The organism is Phyllobacterium sp. P30BS-XVII (genome assembly GCF_014138335.1).
Taxonomy (GTDB): Bacteria; Pseudomonadota; Alphaproteobacteria; order Rhizobiales; family Rhizobiaceae; genus Phyllobacterium; species Phyllobacterium meliloti.
The window spans coordinates 1-23,979 of record NZ_JACGXO010000015.1; the positions used below are offsets into that span (position 1 = coordinate 1).

General features: G+C 54.9%; 21 protein-coding genes, 1 tRNA gene and 1 pseudogene. 4 read left to right on the plus strand and 19 right to left on the minus strand.

Annotation, left to right across the window (positions count from 1 at the left end; genetic code table 11):
• The 4 genes from FHW17_RS24865 to rpsL form a co-directional block, all read right to left on the minus strand.
• A partial coding sequence (locus FHW17_RS24865) for a GTP-binding protein (protein WP_245506861.1) occupies nt 1–173 on the minus strand: 173 nt, incomplete at its 3' end.
• Nucleotides 174–239: 66 nt separating this feature from the next.
• Entirely contained in the window at nt 240–2,327 is a 2,088-nt protein-coding gene (fusA, locus tag FHW17_RS24870; RefSeq protein WP_112529148.1) for an elongation factor G, read from the minus strand.
• A 33-nt stretch (nt 2,328–2,360) separates the two neighbouring features.
• Entirely contained in the window at nt 2,361–2,831 is a 471-nt protein-coding gene (gene rpsG, locus FHW17_RS24875; protein WP_008121762.1) for a 30S ribosomal protein S7, read from the minus strand.
• A gap of 60 nt (nt 2,832–2,891) precedes the next feature.
• A complete protein-coding gene (gene rpsL, locus FHW17_RS24880; RefSeq protein ID WP_008121760.1) occupies nt 2,892–3,263 on the minus strand; it encodes a 30S ribosomal protein S12 in 372 nt (123 codons plus the stop codon).
• Nucleotides 3,264–3,767: 504 nt separating this feature from the next.
• Here rpsL and FHW17_RS24885 point away from each other — a divergent pair.
• The 3 genes from FHW17_RS24885 (at nt 3,768) to FHW17_RS24895 (ending at nt 6,197) form a co-directional block, all read left to right on the plus strand.
• On the plus strand, nt 3,768–4,049 hold the full coding sequence (locus tag FHW17_RS24885; RefSeq protein WP_112529152.1) for a hypothetical protein: 282 nt from the start codon (nt 3,768–3,770) through the stop codon (nt 4,047–4,049).
• Between the two features lie 71 nt (nt 4,050–4,120).
• On the plus strand, nt 4,121–4,789 hold the full coding sequence (locus tag FHW17_RS24890; RefSeq protein ID WP_112529154.1) for a response regulator: 669 nt from the start codon (nt 4,121–4,123) through the stop codon (nt 4,787–4,789).
• A 4-nt stretch (nt 4,790–4,793) separates the two neighbouring features.
• Nucleotides 4,794–6,197, plus strand: coding sequence for a sensor histidine kinase (locus FHW17_RS24895; RefSeq protein WP_182511094.1), 1,404 nt, complete (start codon nt 4,794–4,796; stop codon nt 6,195–6,197).
• On the opposite strand, the gene FHW17_RS24900 is transcribed toward FHW17_RS24895, so the two are convergent.
• The 14 genes from FHW17_RS24900 to FHW17_RS24965 form a co-directional block, all read right to left on the minus strand.
• The gene (locus tag FHW17_RS24900) at nt 6,194–7,078 is read right to left on the minus strand and encodes an ABC transporter permease (protein WP_182511095.1); all 885 of its coding nucleotides are present in this window, start codon (nt 7,076–7,078) and stop codon (nt 6,194–6,196) included. The genes FHW17_RS24895 and FHW17_RS24900 overlap by 4 nt on opposite strands.
• Before the next feature lie 11 nt (nt 7,079–7,089).
• The gene (locus FHW17_RS24905) at nt 7,090–7,929 is read right to left on the minus strand and encodes an ABC transporter ATP-binding protein (protein WP_112529160.1); all 840 of its coding nucleotides are present in this window, start codon (nt 7,927–7,929) and stop codon (nt 7,090–7,092) included.
• A gap of 117 nt (nt 7,930–8,046) precedes the next feature.
• Entirely contained in the window at nt 8,047–9,093 is a 1,047-nt protein-coding gene (locus FHW17_RS24910; protein WP_112529162.1) for an ABC transporter substrate-binding protein, read from the minus strand.
• A gap of 231 nt (nt 9,094–9,324) precedes the next feature.
• Nucleotides 9,325–13,533: a DNA-directed RNA polymerase subunit beta' gene (gene rpoC / locus FHW17_RS24915; RefSeq protein WP_112529164.1), complete on the minus strand. Its 4,209-nt coding sequence runs from the start codon at nt 13,531–13,533 to the stop codon at nt 9,325–9,327.
• A gap of 144 nt (nt 13,534–13,677) precedes the next feature.
• Nucleotides 13,678–17,832: a DNA-directed RNA polymerase subunit beta gene (gene rpoB / locus FHW17_RS24920; protein ID WP_112529166.1), complete on the minus strand. Its 4,155-nt coding sequence runs from the start codon at nt 17,830–17,832 to the stop codon at nt 13,678–13,680.
• A 193-nt stretch (nt 17,833–18,025) separates the two neighbouring features.
• Complete coding sequence (rplL, locus tag FHW17_RS24925) at nt 18,026–18,403, minus strand: 50S ribosomal protein L7/L12 (protein WP_112529167.1); 378 nt, start codon at nt 18,401–18,403, stop codon at nt 18,026–18,028.
• Between the two features lie 47 nt (nt 18,404–18,450).
• The gene (rplJ, locus tag FHW17_RS24930; RefSeq protein WP_162700241.1) at nt 18,451–18,969 is read right to left on the minus strand and encodes a 50S ribosomal protein L10; all 519 of its coding nucleotides are present in this window, start codon (nt 18,967–18,969) and stop codon (nt 18,451–18,453) included.
• Nucleotides 18,970–19,315: 346 nt separating this feature from the next.
• Complete coding sequence (rplA, locus tag FHW17_RS24935; protein ID WP_112529169.1) at nt 19,316–20,014, minus strand: 50S ribosomal protein L1; 699 nt, start codon at nt 20,012–20,014, stop codon at nt 19,316–19,318.
• Nucleotides 20,015–20,018: 4 nt separating this feature from the next.
• On the minus strand, nt 20,019–20,447 hold the full coding sequence (gene rplK / locus FHW17_RS24940) for a 50S ribosomal protein L11 (protein ID WP_112529171.1): 429 nt from the start codon (nt 20,445–20,447) through the stop codon (nt 20,019–20,021).
• Nucleotides 20,448–20,585: 138 nt separating this feature from the next.
• Nucleotides 20,586–21,116, minus strand: coding sequence for a transcription termination/antitermination protein NusG (gene nusG / locus FHW17_RS24945; protein WP_105732672.1), 531 nt, complete (start codon nt 21,114–21,116; stop codon nt 20,586–20,588).
• Between the two features lie 23 nt (nt 21,117–21,139).
• Entirely contained in the window at nt 21,140–21,340 is a 201-nt protein-coding gene (secE, locus tag FHW17_RS24950) for a preprotein translocase subunit SecE (protein ID WP_091886799.1), read from the minus strand.
• A 226-nt stretch (nt 21,341–21,566) separates the two neighbouring features.
• Nucleotides 21,567–21,642 (minus strand) — tRNA-Trp (locus FHW17_RS24955).
• Between the two features lie 304 nt (nt 21,643–21,946).
• Complete coding sequence (locus FHW17_RS24960) at nt 21,947–22,753, minus strand: hypothetical protein (RefSeq protein ID WP_182511096.1); 807 nt, start codon at nt 22,751–22,753, stop codon at nt 21,947–21,949.
• Nucleotides 22,754–22,758: 5 nt separating this feature from the next.
• Nucleotides 22,759–23,091: a hypothetical protein gene (locus FHW17_RS24965; RefSeq protein WP_182511097.1), complete on the minus strand. Its 333-nt coding sequence runs from the start codon at nt 23,089–23,091 to the stop codon at nt 22,759–22,761.
• A gap of 120 nt (nt 23,092–23,211) precedes the next feature.
• Between FHW17_RS24965 and FHW17_RS24970 the strand changes: the two genes are divergently transcribed.
• The gene (locus FHW17_RS24970) at nt 23,212–23,739 is read left to right on the plus strand and encodes an STM3941 family protein (RefSeq protein ID WP_113097834.1); all 528 of its coding nucleotides are present in this window, start codon (nt 23,212–23,214) and stop codon (nt 23,737–23,739) included.
• Between the two features lie 78 nt (nt 23,740–23,817).
• Here FHW17_RS24970 and tuf read toward each other — a convergent pair.
• A pseudogene (gene tuf, locus FHW17_RS24975) lies at nt 23,818–23,979 on the minus strand (elongation factor Tu); the annotation flags it as partial.

Below are 23,979 nucleotides of genomic sequence, written 5' to 3' on the forward strand. Positions count from 1 at the left end.
ATGGTGATGCCGCGCGCCTTCTCTTCTGGCGCTGCGTCAATCTGGTCATACGCCTTGTATTCGCCGAAATACTTCGTAATCGCTGCCGTCAACGACGTCTTGCCATGGTCAACGTGACCAATCGTGCCGATGTTGACGTGCGGCTTGTTACGTTCAAACTTGCTCTTAGCCATCTGAGCTCTCCGTTATATGTTCGCCTGCTCAGGCTTAACTCAACTGTCACGCGCAACCCTTAGCGGTTACGCAAACTTCTTCTGAATTTCCTGTGCGACTGCTGTCGGAACAGGTTCATAGTGATCAAACTGCATCGTGTACTGCGCACGACCCTGGCTCATCGAACGCAGCGTGTTCACATAACCAAACATGTTGGCCAGCGGCACGTTTGCATTGACAACCGTAGCAATGCCACGAGCTTCAGTACCCGAGATCTGACCACGACGTGAATTCAGATCGCCAATCACGTCACCGACGTAATCTTCAGGCGTAACAACTTCGACCTTCATGATCGGCTCGAGCAGCTGGGCACCGGCTTCGCGGGCAGCTTCGCGGAATGCCGCACGGCCAGCGATTTCGAATGCGAGAACCGACGAGTCAACATCATGGTAGGCACCGTCGATCAGCGTGGCTTTCACGCCGAGCATCGGGAAGCCTGCGAGCGGACCCGCACCCATAACGCTTTCGATACCCTTCTGAACGCCCGGAATGTATTCCTTCGGTACAGAGCCGCCGACGATCTTCGATTCGAAGATGAATTCGTCGCCATCGTGGGGTTCGAAGATGATCTTGACGCGAGCGAACTGACCCGAACCACCCGACTGCTTCTTGTGGGTGTAGTCCTGTTCCTTCGTACGCGTGATCGATTCACGGTAGGCAACCTGCGGCTGACCAACATTCGCCTCGACCTTGAACTCGCGACGCATACGGTCAACGAGAATGTCCAGATGAAGTTCGCCCATGCCGGCGATGATTGTCTGACCTGATTCTTCATCCGACTTAACGCGGAATGAAGGATCTTCAGCAGCAAGACGGTTCAGCGCAATGCCCATCTTTTCCTGGTCGGCCTTGGTCTTCGGCTCGATCGCGATTTCAATAACCGGATCAGGGAATTCCATACGTTCCAGGATAACTGGCTTCAGCGGATCGCAGAGCGTGTCACCTGTCGTTGTTTCTTTCAAGCCTGCCAGAGCAACGATGTCGCCGGCAAACGCTTCTTCAATGTCTTCACGCGAGTTGGAATGCATCTGCAGCATACGGCCGATACGTTCGCGCTTGTTCTTGACTGTGTTGTCGAGCGAAACGCCCTTGGTCAGCTTGCCGGAATAGATGCGGCAGAAAGTCAGCGAACCAACAAACGGATCGTTCATGATCTTGAATGCGAGCATCGAAAGAGGCTCTTCATCCGAAGACTTACGGGTTGTTTCACCATCGGTCTTAGGATCGATACCCTTGATCGAAGGAACGTCAACCGGTGAAGGCAGGAAGTCGACAACACCGTCGAGCAGAGGCTGTACGCCCTTGTTCTTGAAGGCGGAACCGCAGAATACCGGATGGAATTCAACGCGGCAGGTGCCAACACGGATCAGTTCGCGCAGGGCGTCATTGTCAGGCATATTGCCTTCCAGATACGCTTCCATTGCAGCTTCATCGACTTCAACAGCAGCTTCGATCAGCTTTTCGCGGTATTCTTCAGCCTTGGCTTGCAGATCAGCAGGGATCTCAACGACATCCCACTGCGCACCCAGCTGCTCATCACGCCAGACCAGAGCCTTCATTTCGATCAGATCGATGACGCCCTTGAATTCTGTTTCAGCACCGATTGGCAGCTGCATGACAACAGCCTTGGCACCAAGACGGGTCTTGACCATTTCAACGCAACGATCGAAATCGGCGCCGGTCTTATCCATCTTGTTGACGAAGATCATGCGCGGAACATGATACTTCTCAGCCTGACGCCAAACGGTTTCAGTCTGCGGCTCTACACCGGCATTGGCATCGAGCAGTGCAATCGCACCGTCGAGAACGCGCAGCGAGCGCTCAACTTCAATCGTGAAGTCAACGTGGCCAGGAGTGTCGATGATGTTGAAGCGACGCTTCTTGCCATCACGGCCAGTCCAGTAGGTTGTGGTTGCAGCGGAAGTGATCGTGATACCACGCTCCTGTTCCTGCTCCATCCAGTCCATGGTTGCGGCGCCATCATGAACTTCACCGATCTTGTGCGACTTGCCGGTGTAATAAAGGATACGCTCGGTCGTCGTCGTCTTACCGGCGTCGATGTGCGCCATAATACCGAAATTACGGTAGTCTTCGATTTTATATTCGCGGGCCATGATATGGTGCCTTCAAGAATAGGGTTTCGACGATTACCAGCGGTAATGCGAGAATGCGCGGTTGGCTTCTGCCATGCGATGCGTGTCTTCACGCTTCTTCACAGCCGAGCCGCGGTTGTTTGCAGCATCCAGGAGTTCGCCGGAAAGGCGATCAACCATCGTGGTCTCGTTGCGACCGCGAGCGGCATTGATCAGCCAGCGGATTGCGAGAGCCTGACGACGCTCTGGACGAACATCAACTGGAACCTGATACGTTGCACCACCAACACGGCGCGAGCGCACTTCAACGTGCGGCGCTACATTGTCGAGTGCCTGATGGAACAGGGCAACCGGCTCCTGCTTGCTCTTGGCTTCAACCGACTCAAGCGCACCGTAAACGATACGTTCGGCAATCGACTTCTTGCCATGATGCATAACTGCATTCATGAACTTGGTCAGAACGAGATCACCGAACTTTGGATCGGGGTTGATCTCACGCTTTTCTGCACTATGGCGTCTGGACATATTCTTCGTCTCTTAACTACATCGGGTTGACCTACCAAGTGGCCAAATTCCCGGAAAATCTTACTTCGGACGCTTCGCACCGTACTTCGAACGGCGCTGCTTACGGTTCTTGACGCCCTGCGTATCGAGAACACCACGGATGATGTGATAACGAACGCCCGGCAAATCCTTTACACGACCGCCGCGGATCATCACGACAGAGTGTTCCTGAAGGTTGTGACCTTCACCCGGAATGTATCCGATAACTTCGAAGCCATTCGTCAGACGGACCTTGGCAACCTTACGCAGAGCCGAGTTTGGCTTCTTCGGGGTTGTCGTATAAACGCGAGTGCAAACACCGCGCTTCTGTGGGTTTTCCTGCAGAGCAGGAACTTTATTGCGCTTTACCGGCGCAGTGCGCGGCTTGCGGATCAACTGGTTTACGGTAGGCATTCAACCTTCCCTCTTTGTAATGCGTATCAAAGCGCTAGCGCTCCGGCACAAATCTCGTATCTTCGCCCGTCAGGGCCGTTTCAGCGCCATGCTCATGCACGAATTCGGGCAAATAAACCACCCAAAGGGTGGTTGCCCGAATAAAAGCAGAGGAAGCCTAAGAAGCTTCATGCGAGCGGCAAATTGCATTTCGATCGTAAAACGAACCCTGTTTGAGATGAACTCCAGAGCATGTCGCTCCGAAACAGCCAATCTCACATCGGCTCAGATGTCGTGCTGATACTTTGTCCCCTGCTCTACGTCAAGCCTGAACTCCAAATATTATTAAGGTTTGGAGTGTTTCGGGGCACTTTGGGGCCTGATCGTAAGATTGTTTCGCCTGATGAGGGCGAATTCAAGCAATCTTTCGCATCATGCACAGGGATTTATGGCATCCACAAGACGCGCGCGGCCATTTTGGCTAATCTGACCGCTAGAAACACACAGATTCGGGAATCATTAACAATGTCCACGCCTCCAGCCGACTCGAAACCGGTCCACCTCATCATTGCCGACGTATGGAAGAAAGGCGAGGAAGACTCGCGGCAGGTGCATGTACTCCTGATGAATGACGATACCGATGGACTGGTACAGACCGCGTTGCAGATACTGGCCAACGAAGGCTATGAAGAAGCCGAGCTTCTGGAAATCGGGACGCTCACAACCGAGCCAGACGAAGAGCCACATCTTTCCGCATGGAAGACCGCCCTCACCGGTCAGGTCGCTCTTATTGAATTCAACGAATAGCAGATTGCCACATAGTCAATACTGATCCTGCCGCGCTTGACGGATGAGCAGGATCATTGGCATCTTCGCTCATGCGTATACTTCTTGTCGAAGACAACAACACACTGGCGAATTGGCTGGCCAAAAGCCTTCGGCAATCTCAATATACTATCGATGTTGTTCATGACGGCGCGGACGCCGAACATGCGCTTGCGGTGACATCATACAATCTTGTCATTCTAGACCTTGGTCTGCCCGATAAGGGCGGGCTGGAAGTGCTGCGTCATCTGCGCCGCGCGGGTAACGAAGTTCCGGTGATTGTGCTGACCGCCAATGCCAGCCTTGATGGACGCATTACCGGCCTTGATGCCGGAGCCGACGATTACCTTGCCAAGCCCTTCGAGCTATCGGAGCTGGAAGCACGCATCCGCGCGCAGCTTCGCCGGGCGAGCCAGAAGACAGCGCCTGTCATCACCTGCGGCGCTTTGAGTTTCGATACGAACACCCGGCTGTTTTCAATCAACGGCGAACCACTGGCGCTTGCTCCCAAGGAACATGCGGTGCTGGAGCAACTCCTGCACAAGATCGGTCGCACGGTCAGCAAGACGGCCCTGTCCCAAAGCATCTATAGTTTTGACAGCGAGACCGACGAGAACGCTATCGAGATCTATATCCATCGCCTGCGCAAGAAGCTTGAAGGCAGCAAAGCGGAGATCGTCACCCTGCGCGGCCTCGGTTATCTCCTGCGCGACGGGGTGTGAACCAATGCGGCTGATCCCCCGCCTGCCCGGCAGCCTCAGAGTCCAGCTCGTATCCTGGATTGTCATTCCATTGATCATCATTGCGGCCATCAATTTATGGGTAAGCTGGAATACATCGGAGAAGATGGCCGATCTTGTCACCGACCGGATGCTTACCGCTTCCGCGCGCGCCATCGGCGAAGCGACCGCCGCATCCGGTAATACGCTAGATGCTATCGTTCCACCTGTTGCCATCGAAATGTTTTCAACGGGTGATGGCGACCATGTCTATTACAGCGTCGCCACATCGGATCGTCAATTGCTGACGGGATATCCTGATCTGCCCGCCCCGCCAGTGCTGAAGGATTTTGACCCTGTTTACTTCTACGGCAGCTACCGCAATCAGCCTGTACGGCTTGTCGCCCTGCGCCATCCGATTGTCGCAGCATCGGCGGAGCTATCGCAATCGGTCGACGTTATTGTCGGTGTTACACTGGCGGGTCACACCAACATCGCGCGCGGCCTCTGGCTGGACAGTGTAAGCCAGCAACTGGTTCTGATTGCTTTTGCAGCAGCCCTCTCCCTGCTGGGATTGCGCTACGGCCTGCGTCCGCTGATGAAACTGCGCGACAATGTCCTGCGGCGTGGGCGCGATCTCGAACCTTTTGATCAGGCCGCTGTCCAGACAGAACTGCAACCTCTTGTGGCTGCCTTGAACCAATATATGGACCGCGTGCGCAAACAGATGGCAGCGCAGCGCCGCTTTATCCAGAATGCCGCCCATCAATTGCGCACACCGATTGCCACCCTGACAACACAGGCAAGCTTTGCGCTCCGGACAAAGGATAAGGACGAACAGGCGGAGGTTCTGACGAGTATCAAGACAAGTGCCATGTTGCTGGCGCGTCTGGCGGCGCAGCTTCTAACGCTCTCCCGGGCGGAACCTGGCAGCAGACGGCCACGCGCCGACCGGGTTGATCTCATAGAGGCTGGACAATTGGTGCTGGAAAGCCTCGCAGGAAAAGCCTTTGACCGTGGCATTGACCTCGGGTTTGAAGCGAGTACCGCCGCTGCAATCGTCACGGGCGATGGTACGATGCTGCGCGAGATGATCGTTAATCTTGTCGATAACGCCCTGATCTACACACCCGAAGGCGGCTCCGTCACATTGGGTATCGCGCGCGACGGCGACCTTATCCATTTGACCGTCGAAGATAGCGGCCCCGGCATTCCGGAAAATGAGCGCGAGCATGTCTTTGAGCGGTTCTACCGGATAGCGGGCGTTCAAGCCGATGGCAGTGGTCTCGGTCTTGCCATTGTCCGCGAAGTCACCGAAGGCGCCGGTGGGACTGTCGCTCTGTCGGAAGCCAGAACCGGCGGGCTGCTCGTTACCGTTACGCTGCCCGCCAATTCAATGATCGCAGATTAGCCCGCCTGATCGGACAGGGCTTGCGGACGCCACTTCACCAGATGGTTTTCCACAAGGGTAATGGCATATTCAACAACCAGTGCCAGCACAGCGAGAATAACCATCGCGGCAAACACGCCATTGGCATTGAATGCCCCCTGTGCGGTGGAGATCATGAGGCCAACGCCCTTTTTCGCGCCGAGAAATTCACCCACAACCGCACCAACCAACGCGAAGCCGAAGCTGACATGCAGGCTGGCGAGAATCCAGCTCATGGCTGACGGGAGAATGACGGTACGGGTGATCTGGGTCGGCGAAGCACCAAGGATCTGGGCATTGGCAATCAGCGCACGATCAGCTTCACGCACACCCTGAAAAGCATTGGTAAACACAACGAAGAACACCATTACCACGGCGAGTGCCACTTTGGACGCCATGCCGAGCCCCAGTGCTATGATGAAAATGGAACCGAGCACAACGCGCGGAACCGAATTGGCAATCTTGATATAGATGCTGAACACATCGGCAAGAAACTTGTTGCGGCCAAGAATGATGCCGCAAATGATGCCGCCGATTGCACCGATGAGAAAGCCGAGAAGAGTTTCTTCCAGTGTGACGATGATCTGCTCGGACAGCGGTCCTTGCGACGTACCTTCCGTGATCCACACCCATATCTGATCAGCAATGCCTGATGGGCTGGCAAAGAAGAATGGATCAATCACATTGGCGCGGGTACCCCATTCCCAGCCGCCAAGAAAGACGACAAGGATAGCCAGCCGGACAAAAATCACCGTTGCGTAGCGCCTGCGTGCCTTCGCCTTGAACACGGCTTCAGTCTTGGCGATACCGGCAGCACTGGCGGCCGATGTTCCCGATGGGGATAAGATTTCATTGGTGCTCATTTTGATGATCCTTATTGACCGCTTTGCAGGGCGCGCTGCTGGCCGATCTGCACTTCCTCGCGCAAATCGTTCCAGATCACCTTGGCGATCTCGACAAATTTCTCGTCATAGCGAATGTCTTCCATCACGCGCGGGCGGGGAATATCGATGTGATAGACGCTCTTGACCGTGGCGGGACCGGCAGTCAGCACATAGACCTTATCCGCAAGCGCAATGGCTTCTTCCAGATCATGGGTGACAAAAATCACCGATGCGCCCGACTGCTGCCAGAGATCAAGAAGTTCACCCTGCATCAGCGTGCGCGTCTGCACGTCAAGCGCACTGAATGGTTCATCCATCAGCAGAATTTTTGGCTCATTGATGAAAGTCTGGGCCAATGCCACGCGCTTGCGCATACCGCCAGAAAGCTGGTGCGGATAGTGCTTTTCAAAGCGCGCGAGCCCAACCTTCGCAATCCATGAACGGGCCTTTTCATAGGCCTCTTCCTTGCTCGCACCGCGATAACGCGGACCGGCGCTGACATTATCAATCACATTGCGCCACGGAAACAGCGCATCGGCCTGAAACACAAAGCCAATATCCGGGCTGACGCCATCAATGGGCTTGCCCATCAATCGAACTTCACCCGCGCTGGGACGTGCAAGGCCGGTTACGAGGTTGAGGGTCGTTGATTTCCCGCATCCGGTCGGTCCAACCACGCAGGCAAACTCCCCCTGAGCAACCGTCATGGAGAAATCGCGCAAGGCCGTCATCATCTTGCCGTCGGGTGTCACAAACCGGCGGGTCGCATTGTCAAGCACAATGGCGGGTACATCAGATCCGTTTTGAGTTTTCGGGGCTTCCATCAGCATGGGGTTCCTCACGAACATGCGCCATCCTTGCCGGGAAGCATGGCTTCCAGCTGAAAAGGCGAACAATTGAAAATGAAAGCGCTGCCGGAACTGTTCCGCGCAGCGCTTCGTCGCGGATTATTTGGCGGCGTCGAGCGTGCTGTTGGCCTTATCGACAAAATCAGTCGTAAAGGTCTTGGCCAGATCGATGTCTTTTCCTTTTACCGTTTTGGAAAAGGACGAAAGAACCTGCAACACGGTTGTTGGGCCGTCCTTCGGCATACGGCCATCGGGCGTATACTGCGCCTTGCCCTCGGCAAGTCCCTTCACATAAAGGTCCTTGTCGCCGACATAATAGTCTTTCGGCAGCTTATCGGCGATTTCCTCGGCGCTATGCGAGGCAATGAAACGCATGGTTTTCACCATGGCGTTGGCAAGCTTCTGTGCATCGTCCTTGTGGGTTTCAAGCCAAGCTGTCTGCACATAGAAGGAGGCAGCTGGATAGGGTCCGCCCAATGCGGCGGCAGTCTTTTCCGGCGTGCGCATATCAACCAGAATTTTCGCATCGCCGCTCTTCAGCGTCGCGGCAATGGTCGGCTCGGTGGTCATTCCAGCCTGAATGGCATCCTGCTTGATCGCGGCGATGAACGTATTTCCAGCCCCGACTGGCAGAAGCGTATAATCGCCCTGCTTCAAGCCATTGCGAATGGCCAGATACTGTGTGAGGAAATCGGTGGAAGAGCCAAGCCCGGTCACACCAAGCGTATGGCCCTTGAAGTCAGCAGGTGATTTCACCGTATCGGCATATTTGGACGAGACGAGTTCAACCTCGCCCGGTGCCTGACTGAACTGGACAATGGACTGAATAAACTTGCCTTTGGACTGAAGATCGATCGTATGATCGTAAAAGCCGACGACGCCCTGCGCGCTACCGGCAAGAAGTTCGTTTTCCGCATCAACACCGGCACGGCTGTTGATCAGCTCGACGTCGAGACCTTCATCCTTGAAATAGCCAAGTCGCTCGGTGAGCACGGCAGGCAGATAAATCTGCTTCTCCATGCCGCCCACGATAATGGTGAGCTTTTCCGCCTGTGCGGACGAAGCAAAAACAACACTCGCCGCCATGGCACCGGCAAACACGGCAGCGCTCAGCGAACGGCGATATAAAGCCAAAGAATACTTCATTGAATCTCCTCCTGGCCCGACTATTTTCCTCCGGGCCCTCCTCCAGAAAAGGCGCTTGCGCCTTCCCGATTCCTCAATCGGTACTGCTTGGTACTATATCCAAGCTTTCAACCAGCTTTCAGCCGCTTCGCTTATTTGTGATGGGGGTGTGATCAGCCACAGCCCATTGTTGCGCAAACAAAAAGGCCGCCCCGAAAGGCGGCCTTTTCCATGTGTTCCTGAGCAAGCGGCTTATTCGGCCGGGGTGCCTGTCATGTCGGTCAACATGGCGTCGACCTTGGCAGCACCGGCTCCGCTTTCCTTGCGGCGCTCGTCGATGATCAGTTCGTCGCGGGCACCGGCAATGCGGCGGATCTGCTTGACCGTGCCACCCGTACCAGCCGGGATCAGACGACCAACGATGACGTTTTCCTTCAGGCCCTGCAACGCATCCATCTTGCCGGCAACAGCAGCTTCCGTGAGGACGCGTGTTGTTTCCTGGAAGGACGCTGCCGAGATGAACGACGGTGTCTGCAGCGAAGCCTTGGTGATACCCAGGAGAACCGGAGTACCATAGCCCGACTTCTTGCCATCTTCCTCAAGACGTTCGTTGATCTCATCAAGCTCGATCCGGTCAACATGATCACCAGCGATGAAGCCAGTGTCACCGGATTCGGTGATTTCGACCTTCTGGAGCATCTGACGGACAATCACTTCAATGTGCTTGTCGTTGATCAGAACGCCCTGCAGACGATAGACTTCCTGGATTTCATTGACGAGGTAAGAAGCGAGTGCTTCCACGCCCTTGATGGCCAGAATGTCGTGCGGCGCTGGATTGCCGTCGAGGATGTAATCGCCCTTTTCGATCGCATCGCCATCCTGAAGATGGAAAGGCTTACCCTTGGGGATCAGATACTCAACAGGCTCGAGCGTCTCATCGTTCGGTTCGATGACAATGCGGCGCTTGTTCTTGTAGTCGCGGCCAAAACGAACCGTACCATCGATTTCGGCGATGATCGCATGGTCCTTTGGACGACGTGCTTCGAACAGTTCCGCAACGCGCGGCAGACCACCGGTGATGTCCTTGGTCTTGGCGCTTTCCATTGGAATACGGGCAAGAACGTCACCCGCCTTCACATGGGAACCGGGCTCAACCGAAAGGATCGATTCAACCGACAGCTGGAAGCGGGCATCACCACCCTTTGCCAGTTTCAGAACCTTGCCGGCCTTGTCCTTGACAACGATGCAAGGCTTCAGATCCGAACCGCGAGGGGTCGAACGCCAGTCGATAACCACGCGCTTGGTGATACCGGTGGACTCGTCCGTGGTTTCCGAAACAGAAAGACCGTCGACCATGTCTTCGAATTCAACATGACCTTCGACTTCCGTCATGACTGGACGGGTGTAAGGATCCCATTCGGCAACACGCTGGCCGCGCTTAACCGTATCGCCATCATCGACATAGATGCGCGAACCATAGGTGACGCGGTGTGTTGCGCGTTCCTTGCCTGTCGCATCAAGGATGACAACAGCCATATTACGACCCATGACGACCAGATGGCCATCGGAGTTGCGCACCACATTGCGGTTACGGATCTGCACTGTGCCTTCATAGCTGGCTTCGAGGAACGACTGATCCACAACCTGCGCCGTACCACCAAGGTGGAACGTACGCATGGTCAGCTGTGTGCCAGGCTCACCGATCGACTGAGCAGCGATAACGCCGACAGCTTCACCCTGATTGACAGGCGTACCACGGGCCAGATCGCGGCCGTAGCACTTGGCACAGATGCCACCACGGGTCTCACAGGTGAGAGCCGAACGGATGCGGATGGACTGAACGCCTGCCTTTTCGATGGCATCAATATCGAACTCGTCGATGATGTTGCCGCCGGTAACCAGAACGTCACCCGAAACCGGATGCAGGATGTCTTCAAGCGCCGTACGGCCGAGAACACGCTGGCCAATGGTCGCAACGACCTGACCGGCATCAACGATCGGCTGCATGGTGAGGCCCGTTGTCGTGCCGCAATCCACCGAGATGACAATGCAATCCTGCGCGACGTCAACGAGACGACGTGTCAGATAACCGGAGTTAGCCGTCTTCAAGGCGGTATCGGCAAGACCCTTACGGGCACCGTGGGTCGAGTTGAAGTACTCGTTCACGGTCAGGCCTTCCTTGAAGTTCGAAATGATTGGCGTTTCGATGATTTCGCCCGAAGGCTTGGCCATCAGTCCGCGCATACCGCCCAGCTGGCGCATCTGGTTCGGCGAACCACGAGCACCCGAGTGCGACATCATATAGATCGAGTTCATCTGCTTCTGGCGACCAGTAACAGGATCGAACTCGACAGCCTTAATGCGGGCCATCATTTCGTCAGCGACCTTCTCGGTGCACTTGCCCCAAGCGTCAACAACCTTGTTGTACTTCTCGCCCTGAGTGATCAGGCCGTCATTGTACTGCTGCTCATATTCGGTCGCCAAAGCTTCGGTTTCAGCAACCAGCTTCGCCTTGGTATCCGGAATGACCATGTCGTCCTTGCCGAAGGAAATACCGGCGCGGCAGGCATGGGAGAAGCCGAGCTGCATGATACGATCGCAGAAAATGACCGTCTCTTTCTGTCCGCAATGGCGATAAACCGTGTCGATCATCTTGGAGATGTTCTTCTTGGTCATTTCCTGATTGCAGATGTCGAAAGGCACATTGTGGTGCTTCGGCAGCAGTTCACCGATGATCATACGGCCAGGGGTCGTATCATAGATCTTCGACGTCGGCTTGCCATCGGCATCAATGCTCTTGAAGCGGCCCTTGATCTTCGTATGCAGGGTCACTGCACCGCTGCCAATGGCGTGATGCAATTCACCGATATCGGCAAAGGCCATGCCTTCGCCCGGCTCTTTGGCCGCAACGATCGACAGATAGTACAGGCCGAGAACCATGTCCTGTGACGGAACGATAACCGGCAGACCGTTTGCAGGGTGCAGGATGTTGTTCGTCGACATCATCAGAACGCGGGCTTCAAGCTGCGCTTCCAGAGAAAGCGGAACGTGAACAGCCATCTGGTCACCGTCAAAGTCCGCATTGAAAGCGGTACAGACGAGCGGATGCAGCTGGATTGCCTTGCCTTCGATCAGGATGGGTTCGAATGCCTGAATGCCAAGACGGTGCAGCGTCGGCGCACGGTTCAGAAGAACCGGATGCTCGCGGATGACTTCGTCAAGGATATCCCAGACTTCTGGCTTTTCCTTTTCAACCAGCTTCTTCGCCTGCTTGACGGTCGAGGAATAACCCTTGGCGTCGAGACGGGCGTAGATGAATGGCTTGAACAGTTCGAGCGCCATCTTCTTCGGCAGACCGCACTGGTGCAGCTTCAGCTCCGGACCCGTCACGATAACCGAACGGCCCGAGTAATCGACGCGCTTGCCGAGCAGGTTCTGACGGAAGCGGCCCTGCTTGCCCTTGAGCATATCGGACAGCGACTTCAGCGGACGCTTGTTGGCACCGGTGATGACGCGGCCACGACGGCCGTTGTCAAACAGAGCATCAACCGATTCCTGAAGCATGCGCTTCTCGTTGCGGATGATGATGCCAGGTGCGCGCAGTTCAATCAGGCGCTTCAGACGGTTGTTACGGTTGATCACACGACGATAGAGGTCGTTCAGATCAGACGTCGCAAAGCGGCCGCCATCCAGCGGAACAAGCGGGCGCAGGTCTGGCGGAATGACCGGAACGATCTTCATGATCATCCATTCCGGACGGTTCCCCGATTCCAGGAAGTTTTCGACGATCTTCAGACGCTTCATCAGCTTCTTCTGCTTCAGATCAGAAGTGGTTTCGGCAAGTTCTGCACGCAGATCGCCGGCAATCTTCTCCAGATCCATGGAAGCCAGAAGCTCATGAATAGCTTCCGCACCGATCAGCGCGGTGAAGGAATCTTCACCATACTCATCGACAGCGATCATGTATTCTTCTTCGGAAAGAAGCTGATGTTCTTTCAGGGCCGTCAGGCCGGGCTCGGTCACAATATAGTTCTCGAAATAGAGAACGCGCTCGATACCCTTGAGGGTCATGTCGAGCAGAGTGCCGATACGGCTTGGCAGGGACTTCAGGAACCAGATATGCGCAACCGGAGCTGCGAGTTCGATATGGCCCATGCGCTCACGGCGAACGCGTGACAGCGTGACTTCCACACCGCACTTTTCGCAGATGATGCCCTTGTATTTCATACGCTTGTACTTGCCGCACAAGCATTCATAGTCCTTGATCGGCCCGAAGATCCGAGCACAGAAGAGACCATCCCGCTCAGGCTTGAATGTGCGGTAGTTGATCGTCTCCGGCTTCTTGATCTCACCGTATGACCAGGACAGAATCTTCTCAGGGCTGGCGATCGAAATCCGGATGGAATCGAATGCCTGCACAGGTACCTGAGGATTGAAGAGATTCATGACCTCTTGGTTCATGCCGTTTCTCCATGGGGCAAAATTTGCCCTCTCCTTGCGATGGAATAATCCGCCGTCGCGGGTCCATCTAGATCAAATGCCGCTTCTGCAGCGGCTCGAAACAAACTGGTCGGGTGCGCGGCGAACCGCGCACCCCAACCTTTTTTACTCTGCCGCGTCAGGCAAGGCCTGCTGCTGGTCTTGCTGGCGTGTATCGTCCAGCTCGACATTGAGACCGAGCGAACGCATTTCCTTGACGAGAACGTTGAAGCTCTCGGGGATACCGGCCTCGAATGTATCGTCACCACGGACGATCGCTTCATAGACCTTGGTACGACCGGCAACGTCATCGGACTTGACCGTGAGCATTTCCTGCAGCGTGTAAGCCGCACCGTATGCTTCCAGTGCCCAGACCTCCATTTCACCGAAGCGCTGACCGCCGAACTGGGCTTTACCACCCAGTGGCTGCTGCGTAACGAGCGAGTATGGTCCGATCGAACGGGCGTGGATCTTATCGTCAACCAGGTGGTGCAGCTTCAGCATATAGATGTAGCCGACAGTAACCTGACGATCGAAAGTTTCACCCGTACGTCCGTCATAGAGCGTCGACTGACCGGAGGCCTTCAGACCCGCCTGCTCCAGCATCACATTGATGTCTGGCTCATGCGCACCGTCAAACACCGGCGTTGCAATCGACACGCCACGCTTCATCTGCTCACCAAGACGAACGATGCTCTCGTCGTCATAGTTGCGCACTGGCTCATTCCGGTCGTTGTCGGGGATGATCGACTCGATCGTCGCCCGCAGCGGCTGGATATCGCCTGCACCACTTGCAGCATACTGTGCCTTGTAGGCTTCGATCAGATCACCGATCTTCTTGCCCATTCCGGCACAGGCCCAACCCAGATGCGTTTCCAGAATCTGGCCAACGTTCATGCGGCTTGGCACGCCAAGCGGATTGAGCACGATGTCAACATGCGTTCCGTCTTCGAGGAACGGCATATCTTCAACGGCGGCAATACGCGAGACAACGCCCTTGTTGCCGTGACGGCCAGCCATCTTGTCGCCTGGCTGGATCTTGCGCTTCACAGCAACAAAGACCTTGACCATCTTCATGACGCCCGGAGGCATCTCGTCGCCGCGCTGTACCTTTTCGACCTTGTCCATGAAGCGCTGTTCAAGCAGCTTCTTGGAGTCGTCATACTGGTTGCGCAGAGCTTCGATTTCGCCCTGAAGCTTCTCGTCCTCGACAGCAAACTGCCACCACTGGGAGCGCGGGTGTTCACCCATGACTTCCGAAGTAACAATTGCGCCCTTCTTGAACGACTTCGGTCCGGCAACAGCAGGCTTGCCATTGAGAACATCAGCCAGACGGCCATAGACGTTGCGGTCAAGAATAGCCTGTTCGTCGTCACGGTCCTTGGCCAAACGCTCGATTTCCTCGCGTTCGATAGCCATGGCACGTTCGTCCTTTTCAACGCCGTGGCGATTGAAAACGCGAACTTCCACAACCGTACCGTAAGTCCCGGGCGGCATCCGCATCGAGGTGTCACGGACATCGGAAGCCTTTTCACCGAAGATGGCGCGCAGAAGCTTCTCTTCCGGCGTCATCGGGCTTTCGCCCTTCGGTGTGATCTTGCCGACGAGAATATCGCCCGGCTGAACTTCCGCACCGATGTACACGATACCGGCTTCGTCCAGATTCTTCAGTGCTTCTTCCGAAACGTTCGGAATGTCGCGCGTGATTTCTTCCGGTCCAAGCTTCGTATCGCGGGCCATGACTTCGAACTCCTCGATATGGATCGAGGTGAAGACGTCATCCGAAACGATCTTTTCAGACAGCAGGATGGAATCTTCGTAGTTGTAGCCATTCCAGGGCATGAACGCGACGAGCACGTTGCGGCCGAGCGCCAGATCACCCAGATCCGTCGAAGGACCATCAGCAATAATGTCGCCCTTTTCGATCCGGTCGCCAACACGAACCAGCGGACGCTGATTGATGCAGGTGTTCTGGTTCGAACGCTGGAACTTCATCAGGCGATAAATATCAACGCCTGACTTGCCCGGTACGAGGTCTTCCGTTGCACGGATAACGATACGGGTCGCGTCAACCTGATCGACGATACCTGTACGGCGCGCACCGATAGCCGCACCGGAGTCACGGGCAACAATCGGCTCCATGCCTGTACCAACGAATGGCGCTTCAGCACGAACCAGAGGAACGGCCTGACGCTGCATGTTCGAGCCCATCAGAGCGCGGTTGGCGTCGTCGTTTTCCAGGAACGGAATGAGCGCTGCGGCAACCGACACGAGCTGCTTCGGCGAAACGTCCATCAGATCCACGTTTTCACGCGGAGCCATCAGAACTTCACCCGCATGGCGGCAAACAACGAATTCATCCGTGAAGGCACCGGAAGCGTCAAGTTCCACATTGGCCTGCGCCACGTGATACTTGGCTTCTTCCATAGCCGACAGATAGACAACGTCATCCGTTACCTTGCCATCGATGATCCGGCGGTACGGGCTTTCGATAAAGCCGTACTTGTTGACCCGGGCAAAGGTTGCAAGCGAGTTGATCAGACCGATATTCGGGCCTTCTGGCGTTTCAATCGGGCAGATACGGCCATAGTGGGTCGGATGCACGTCGCGCACTTCAAAGCCAGCACGCTCACGGGTCAGACCACCGGGTCCAAGAGCCGAAAGACGACGCTTGTGGGTGATTTCCGAAAGCGGGTTGGTCTGATCCATGAACTGCGACAGCTGCGAGGAACCGAAGAACTCGCGAACTGCGGCGGCTGCCGGCTTCGCATTGATCAGGTCCTGCGGCATCACGGTGTCGATCTCGATGGATGACATACGCTCCTTGATGGCGCGCTCCATGCGGAGCAGACCAACACGGTACTGGTTTTCCATCAATTCGCCGACCGAACGCACACGGCGGTTGCCGAGATTGTCGATATCGTCGATTTCACCGCGACCATCGCGCAGATCAACCAGCATCTTGACCACGGCAAGGATGTCTTCCTTGCGCAGAATGCGAACAGTATCTTCCGCATTCAGGTCGAGACGCATATTCATCTTCACGCGGCCAACAGCCGAGAGATCATAACGCTCCGAGTCAAAGAACAGCGACTTGAACATGGCCTCAGCCGAGTCAATTGTCGGCGGCTCACCGGGACGCATGACGCGGTAGATGTCAAACAGTGCGTCCTGACGGCTCTCGTTCTTGTCAACAGCAAGCGTGTTGCGGATATACGGTCCGATATTGACATGGTCGATATCGAGAACATTGATCTCGGTCACACCCGTATCGAGCAGAACCTTCAGCGTCTTTTCGTCAAGCTCGTCACCGGCTTCAAGATAGACTTCACCGGTTTCGAAATTAACGATGTCTTCCGACAGGTACATGCCGAACAGATCGTCTTCCGTTGCCTTGATGAACTTCAGGCCCTTTTCAGCAAGCTGCTTGGCAGCACGGGCTGTCAGCTTCTTGCCGGATTCGAGAATGACTTCACCGGTATCGGCATCGATAACGTCTGTCGTTGCCTTGAAACCACGGAAACGATCCACGGAGAAAGGAATCCGCCAGGTATCGCCATCACGGCTGAACATCAGCGAATTGTAGAAGGTCGACAGGATTTCTTCGCTGTCCATGCCCAGCGCCATCAGAAGCGATGTCGCAGGAATTTTGCGGCGGCGATCGATACGCGCATAGACCACGTCCTTGGCATCGAATTCGATGTCAAGCCATGAACCACGGTAAGGAATGACGCGTGCAGCGAACAGGAGCTTGCCCGAAGAATGGGTCTTGCCCTTGTCGTGATCGAAGAAAACACCAGGCGAACGGTGCATCTGCGAAACGATAACGCGCTCGGTACCATTGACAATGAACGTGCCGTTATCGGTCATGAGCGGCATGTCGCCCATGTAAACGTCCTGTTCCTTGATGTCCTTGATCGACTTCGCGCCCGTATCCTCGTCAATATCGAACACGATCAGGCGCAGTGTGACTTTCAGCGGTGCAGCATAGGTCAGATCGCGCTGACGGCATTCGTCAACGTCGAATTTTGGAGCTTCAAATTCATACTTGACGAATTCAAGCATGGAAGCGCCGGAGAAATCCTGGATAGGGAACACAGACTTGAATACAGCCTGCAGACCTTCATCAAGACGCCCGCCTTTCGGCTCCTCAACCATGAGGAACTGATCGTAGGAAGCCTTCTGAACCTCAATAAGGTTCGGCATCTCTGCGACTTCAGGGATCTTACCGAAAAACTTGCGTACGCGCCTACGACCGTTAAAAGTATGGGTCTGAGCCATCGTCGCTCCTCGTCTTTGCGCCAGCGGAAACTGGCATGTTTCTTAAAACCGCTTTTGCGGCCCCGTGAACGGGACAAAACCCGTTTCCTGAAAGCATCGGAATTGCCGTCAGGAAAAGGGTTCAGTACCGGGTTGCCCCGAAGGGCAGATCAGCGGACAGGGCTCATCGCCCTGCCCGCCAAAAATGTTGGACTTACTTGAGTTCAACCTTGGCGCCAGCAGCTTCGAGCTGTGCCTTGATCTTGTCAGCTTCGTCCTTGGTAGCGGCTTCCTTGACTGCCTTAGGAGCAGCTTCAACGAGGTCCTTGGCTTCCTTGAGGCCGAGACCGGTGATAGCGCGCACTTCCTTGATCACGTTGATCTTGTTAGCGCCGGCTTCGGTCAGGATAACGTCGAATTCGGTCTTTTCTTCAACGGCTGCAGCAGCTGCACCGCCGCCAGCGGCAGCAGCAACAGCAACAGGAGCAGCAGCAGAAACGCCCCACTTCTCTTCCAGAAGCTTCGAAAGTTCAGCTGCTTCCAGAACTGTCAGGTTGGACAGGTCGTCTACGATCTTTGCGAGATCAGTCATTTTGGTTTTCCTTTACAAGGTTCGATATATTGACAGCGAGAACGGCCTTATGCCGCTTCGTCCTTCCGGGCATAAGCGCCAAAAACGCGGGCAAGCTGACCTGCCGGTGCGTTTACGATCTGAGCGATGCGCGTTGCTGGTGTCTGGATCATGCCCAGCAGCTTTGCGCGCAACTCGTCGAGCGATGGGAGTACGGCAAGCGCCTTTACACCATCTGCATTGAGAGTTGTTGCTCCCATCGAACCACCGAGAATGACGAGCTTGTCGTTACCCTTGGCAAATTCAACGGCGATCTTTGGTGCCGTAATCGGATCATTCGAATAGGCAACAAGTGTCTGGCCTGTGAACAGGTCAGAAATGCCTTCCGATTCCGTGCCCTGAAGAGCGATCTTGGCAAGGCGGTTCTTCGCGACTTTAACGGTGCCACCAGCATCACGCATCTTGGAGCGAAGGTCGCTCAGCTGCGCAACGGTGAGACCGGTATAGTGGGCCACGACAACTGAACCAGAGTCATTGAAGACCCCATTCAGCCACGCGACGAATTCGCGCTTTTCCGCTTTTTCCACTGTCTCTCTCCATTTGACAGAAACACACAATGTGTCCCTGCCGGGTTGCCTTTGTTGCAAAGCTTCGATCCGAAAACCGAAACCAAACAACGTTGAGGATCCTGTCCCCCCTGCTTCGCCGGAAATCCGGCTGCAAGCGAAAGGCAACTACGGTTCGAACCTTGTCTCGATGGATCTTTCCATCCTAACAAAGCTGTTCCACGTCTCATGCAGGCTCATGACAATTAAGGCGAGCCACCTGCAATCTCGGACAGGATAACCGGACTTTCATCCGGTTATCCAGGCCCCGAAAGGCCTGGAATTCTTTAAAACTCAGACCATCAGGTCCGAGACTTCACATCAATTGTTACGCAGGGCGTACAGTTGATGGATCAACCTTGACGCCAACGCCCATCGTCGAAGAAATCGCGACGCGCTTGACATATTCACCCTTGGCGCCAGCTGGCTTTGCCTTGGTGACGGCATCGGTGAATGCCTTGATGTTCTCTTCCAGCGCCTTGACATCAAACGATGCCTTGCCAACGCCAGCGTGAACAATACCGGCCTTCTCGACGCGGAACTCAACGGCACCGCCCTTGGAAGCCTTGACCGCTGCTGCAACGTCAGCCGTTACAGTGCCGACCTTCGGGTTTGGCATCATGCCGCGCGGGCCGAGTACCTTACCGAGACGACCGACGAGCGGCATCATGTCAGGGGTCGCAATGCAGCGATCGAAATCGATCTTGCCGCCATTGACGATCTCGAACAGATCTTCCGCACCAACGATATCCGCACCGGCCTTCTTGGCTTCTTCAGCCTTGTCGCCACGAGCAAATACTGCAACGCGAACCGTACGGCCTGTGCCGTTTGGCAGGTTGACAACGCCGCGAACCATCTGGTCCGCATGGCGGGGATCAACGCCGAGGTTCATCGAAACTTCGATTGTCTCGTCGAACTTGGCAACGGCACGTTCCTTGACCATGGCAACAGCCGAAGTCAGATCATAGAGCCGGTCCCGGTCAACGCCTTCACGAACCTTGGCTACACGCTTTGATACTTTTGCCATCGTCTCAGCCCACCACTTCCAGGCCCATAGAACGGGCAGAACCTTCGACCATGCGCATAGCAGCTTCAACATCAGCTGCGTTCAGGTCTTTCATCTTTGCTTGAGCGATTTCACGGACCTTGTCGCGCGAGATCTTGCCAGCAACTACCTTGCCTGGCTCTTTCGAACCGGACTTCAGGTTTGCAGCCTTCTTGAGGAAATAAGACACTGGCGGTGTCTTCATCACAAAAGTGAAGGACTTGTCCTGATAGTATGTGATCACGACCGGAATGGGCGAACCCTTTTCCAGTTCCTGCGTGGCCGCATTAAAGGCCTTGCAGAATTCCATGATGTTGATGCCACGCTGACCAAGTGCCGGTCCGATGGGCGGGGACGGCGTTGCCGATCCTGCCGAGACCTGCAGCTTGAGCTGGCCTGCAATTTTCTTAGCCATAACTTCTCTGCCTTATCATTATGCCGGAAAACCGGCGGTTGCAGTTTGGTGGTGCGGATTGAAGACCCGGCTAAAGGCCGCCTCACCTCCCACCATTTGCCGCTTGCGCGACCGGCCGCCCGGTGGGCAGCCGAATGATCAGATCTTTTCGACCTGACCAAATTCCAGATCGACCGGCGTAGCGCGGCCGAAAATCGAAACTTCCACCTTGAGGCGCGAACGCTCTTCGTCAACTTCCTGTACGATACCGTTGAACGAAGCAAACGGACCATCGGCAACGCGAACACTTTCGCCGATCTCGAACGAGATCGAAGCCTTCGGACGCTCAACACCTTCCTGAACCTGCGTCAGGATCCGCTCGGCTTCCTTGTCGGAAATCGCGACCGGCTTGTTGTCCGAACCAAGGAAGCCCGTAACCTTCGGCGTGTTCTTGATCAGATGATACGCATCATCCGTCAGATCAGCGCGAACCAGAACGTATCCCGGGAAGAACTTGCGCTCAGCATCAACCTTACGGCCGCGGCGCACTTCAACCACTTTTTCAGTCGGCACGAGGATTCGCTCAAAAAGATGCGACAGACCCTTCTGCCTTGCCTTTTCTTCGATCGACTCAGCGACCTTCTTTTCAAAGTTCGAATAGGCGTGAACAATATACCAGCGCGCGGTCATTCAAATTTCCTTGTCAGCCTGCGTTAACGACCAAGACCGAGAACGAGATCAATCCCGAAGGCCATCAACTGATCAGCTGCGAAGAAGAAAATCGCAGCAAAAAACGCCATTACCATCACCATAGCGGTGGAGATAAGCGTCTCGCGGCGTGAAGGCCAGGTGACCTTTGCCGTTTCCGCGCGCACTTGCTGAAAAAAAGATATCGGATTCGTTTTGGATGCCATTTACCGCTCGTGCGTGTCATTTTGCTGTAAACTCAATGCGTTGCAATCTCTGCAACACGCTTTGTTCACACCATTACGGCCCGTAAAGCTGATCGTTCAGCTCCACGCACCGCGTGTCTGTTGATGTTACATAGAACCGATTCCGGTAAAACACAAGTCCCCGGATTCGTTTCTTTCCAAACATCTGTCAGCACACCATCCAATCGTGTGCGGGCAGACTATGTATTGGCAGGGGAGACAGGATTCGAACCTGCGACCTACGGTTTTGGAGACCGCCGCTCTACCAACTGAGCTACTCCCCTACAGTCCGGGGCGTACATTCCACAAAGCGCCACGCTTTTCAAGCCCCTATTCCTGCAGCAGGCAGCTTTACGGCAAATTCATCAGCCAGAAGCAAAATTTAGCGGTATGCCTAAGTTCAATTGCAACGGAAGTAATGATTTAAACCTGAATTCGGCTTCAACCGGCTTGGGATTCCTCCGGTTAATGAACTTACGATTGCCGTGACGCTCACAAATATGACCAAACGAGAATCACTTCCGTCCGCCAATATGAATTCCGAATATCCCTTGTTGTACTTTATATAGTCATTGGCCTTCAAAAATATCAGTCCACCCGCGAAACAACTTTGGTCACGGGCTGTTTAAGCTCGACGCAGTTGGCGGGCTTGGTTTCCTGTTCGCATATGCGCGTGGCCGTCAGATCACCAACATCTCCTGCCCCGGTTACGAGCTTGTACTGCACCAGTTCATCCTGCGTCAGAACGGAGATATCCTTGGCCGGTATTGCCAACATCCGGTCGACAAGAGCCGGATCGACCCCCATCTCCGTGAAATAGGTCAGCAGTTTCTTCCGATAGCCTTTGCTGAGGTCGGTACGCTCGTAGGAACCGGCAGGCTTGCGGCCGATTATCCGTTTGTCCAGAATTTTTTTCCTACCGTTCACCATGCGGTAGCGCGTTTCATATGTAATGCGCGTCTGCGTATAGACCTGTGTGATCTGATGCACGCCAACCAGTGCCCAGGGGCCAACAAAACGCTTTTCGCCTGCGGCCAGAATATAGGGACAGGCCGAGAGACAATAGGTTCCGGCAGGATAAGGGAGACCGGCATAGGCTCCGTCGGCATAGCGATCCGGCTTGCACTTCTGATCCGGGCTGCATCCATCAAAGCGCGTATTACCAACGGCAACATCAAGGCCGCGTTTGCGGATCATCCGGCCCATTTCCATGGCCGCGTCCACATTGCCGCCATTTGATTCCATGATAATAGGCAGGTGACGCTTGCCCATAACCTTCAAAATCTTGCGCAGCTTTGCGGGCGTATCTCCCAAAATGGTACCAGACGCCGAAATCCACTCGGGACATCCCGGTTCGCAGGTCGGAACCGCAGTGCGCACAATCGCAAACCGCATGGATTTTACATCAGGCGCTTTTGCAGTTTTCTTTGCCGCCAGAACAGGTGCAGCCATGAATAAGGAAAGAAGAATGACGGCAAGCGCGCAAAAGAGCCCGCTTGAAAAGGCGCCACATACGGCCAAACGATGAAAACGCATATCAATCCTGATTGAAACCAATTGGCCGTTGCCGGACCGCTGCGCGATCCATTGCCGAACAAGGATAGACGAAGGGTTTCGGAGGGTAAATAGAAAGCAGCAGCCCTATCGCCGCAGGATAATCCCATGAACGAAGCGGGACGAAAACTCACTGTTCCCTTGGAACAGCTGAAATCAAAGTTGATGAAGCGCACCATATTTGCGTCATGCTCGCGTCATGAATATAAGTCATCACATTTCCGTGAATTTAAATTTAATGGACCACTGCCCGCCGCCGTCATTAACGGATTATCGCGGAGTGGACGAAAGAGCCAAAAATGGACGCGCTTCAAACCATCAAAATTAAGTCCTCGTTCTCGAGGCCACTGCAACATATTGCCATGTCCGCCATGCTGTCATTCTATTCGATCGGTCTGGTTATCTATGAATTGCTCGATAGCGAGCCTGAGAGCCTGATTGAGTATATTGCCTGTGTCGGTTCAGTGGTTTTCCCGCTGCTCACCTTCCGCCTGATCTGGCGTCTTTTGAAAACCCGTGATGCCATCACCATTTCACCGGAAGGTCTGTGTGACAAACGTCTGGCGAATGAACTCATTCCCTGGAAAAACATCAACGATGTGGCATCCTGGAATGACAATCGCGAACGGACAATTGTGCTTGGCATTGACCCCCAGCAGGTAGATCAGCTGGGCCGGGGTATCAAATCGAGGATTGTCCGGTCATCCCTCTTCCGCATGCCCAAAGGTCTTTATATCGATGGCCGGGTCCTGACGATAGATTTTGACCGCCTCCTTGAGATCGTGACGGCCTATCATCGCGCGCACGGCAAGCCGAAAGCTGTTTGAGACAATCAGGCTTTTCGTACCGGCAAAGAAAAAGGCGGCCAATTGGCCGCCTTTTTTATGCAAACTGTCTTGCGACAATTATTCAATGATCGAAGCGACGATGCCGGCACCTACGGTGCGGCCACCTTCACGGATAGCGAAGCGGAGCTTCTCTTCCATTGCGATCGGCACGATCAGCGTCACATCAACAGAGATGTTGTCGCCGGGCATAACCATTTCCGTGCCTTCCGGCAGGGTTAC

Excerpts from the sequence above, each read along its gene's own strand:
- rplK (WP_112529171.1), bottom strand. The coding sequence starts at position 20,447 with ATGGCTAAGAAAATTGCAGGCCAGCTCAAGCTGCAGGTCTCGGCAGGA.
- rpsL (WP_008121760.1), bottom strand. The coding sequence starts at position 3,263 with ATGCCTACCGTAAACCAGTTGATCCGCAAGCCGCGCACTGCGCCGGTA.
- FHW17_RS24895 (WP_182511094.1), top strand. The coding sequence starts at position 4,794 with ATGCGGCTGATCCCCCGCCTGCCCGGCAGCCTCAGAGTCCAGCTCGTA.
- FHW17_RS24970 (WP_113097834.1), top strand. The coding sequence starts at position 23,212 with ATGGACGCGCTTCAAACCATCAAAATTAAGTCCTCGTTCTCGAGGCCA.
- rplL (WP_112529167.1), bottom strand. The coding sequence starts at position 18,403 with ATGACTGATCTCGCAAAGATCGTAGACGACCTGTCCAACCTGACAGTT.
- FHW17_RS24900 (WP_182511095.1), bottom strand. The coding sequence starts at position 7,078 with ATGAGCACCAATGAAATCTTATCCCCATCGGGAACATCGGCCGCCAGT.
- rpoC (WP_112529164.1), bottom strand. The coding sequence starts at position 13,533 with ATGAACCAAGAGGTCATGAATCTCTTCAATCCTCAGGTACCTGTGCAG.
- FHW17_RS24960 (WP_182511096.1), bottom strand. The coding sequence starts at position 22,753 with ATGCGGTTTGCGATTGTGCGCACTGCGGTTCCGACCTGCGAACCGGGA.
- rpsG (WP_008121762.1), bottom strand. The coding sequence starts at position 2,831 with ATGTCCAGACGCCATAGTGCAGAAAAGCGTGAGATCAACCCCGATCCA.
- FHW17_RS24890 (WP_112529154.1), top strand. The coding sequence starts at position 4,121 with ATGCGTATACTTCTTGTCGAAGACAACAACACACTGGCGAATTGGCTG.
- FHW17_RS24910 (WP_112529162.1), bottom strand. The coding sequence starts at position 9,093 with ATGAAGTATTCTTTGGCTTTATATCGCCGTTCGCTGAGCGCTGCCGTG.
- rplA (WP_112529169.1), bottom strand. The coding sequence starts at position 20,014 with ATGGCAAAAGTATCAAAGCGTGTAGCCAAGGTTCGTGAAGGCGTTGAC.
- secE (WP_091886799.1), bottom strand. The coding sequence starts at position 21,340 with ATGGCATCCAAAACGAATCCGATATCTTTTTTTCAGCAAGTGCGCGCG.
- FHW17_RS24965 (WP_182511097.1), bottom strand. The coding sequence starts at position 23,091 with ATGGTGCGCTTCATCAACTTTGATTTCAGCTGTTCCAAGGGAACAGTG.
- FHW17_RS24885 (WP_112529152.1), top strand. The coding sequence starts at position 3,768 with ATGTCCACGCCTCCAGCCGACTCGAAACCGGTCCACCTCATCATTGCC.
- FHW17_RS24905 (WP_112529160.1), bottom strand. The coding sequence starts at position 7,929 with ATGCTGATGGAAGCCCCGAAAACTCAAAACGGATCTGATGTACCCGCC.
- rpoB (WP_112529166.1), bottom strand. The coding sequence starts at position 17,832 with ATGGCTCAGACCCATACTTTTAACGGTCGTAGGCGCGTACGCAAGTTT.
- nusG (WP_105732672.1), bottom strand. The coding sequence starts at position 21,116 with ATGACCGCGCGCTGGTATATTGTTCACGCCTATTCGAACTTTGAAAAG.
- fusA (WP_112529148.1), bottom strand. The coding sequence starts at position 2,327 with ATGGCCCGCGAATATAAAATCGAAGACTACCGTAATTTCGGTATTATG.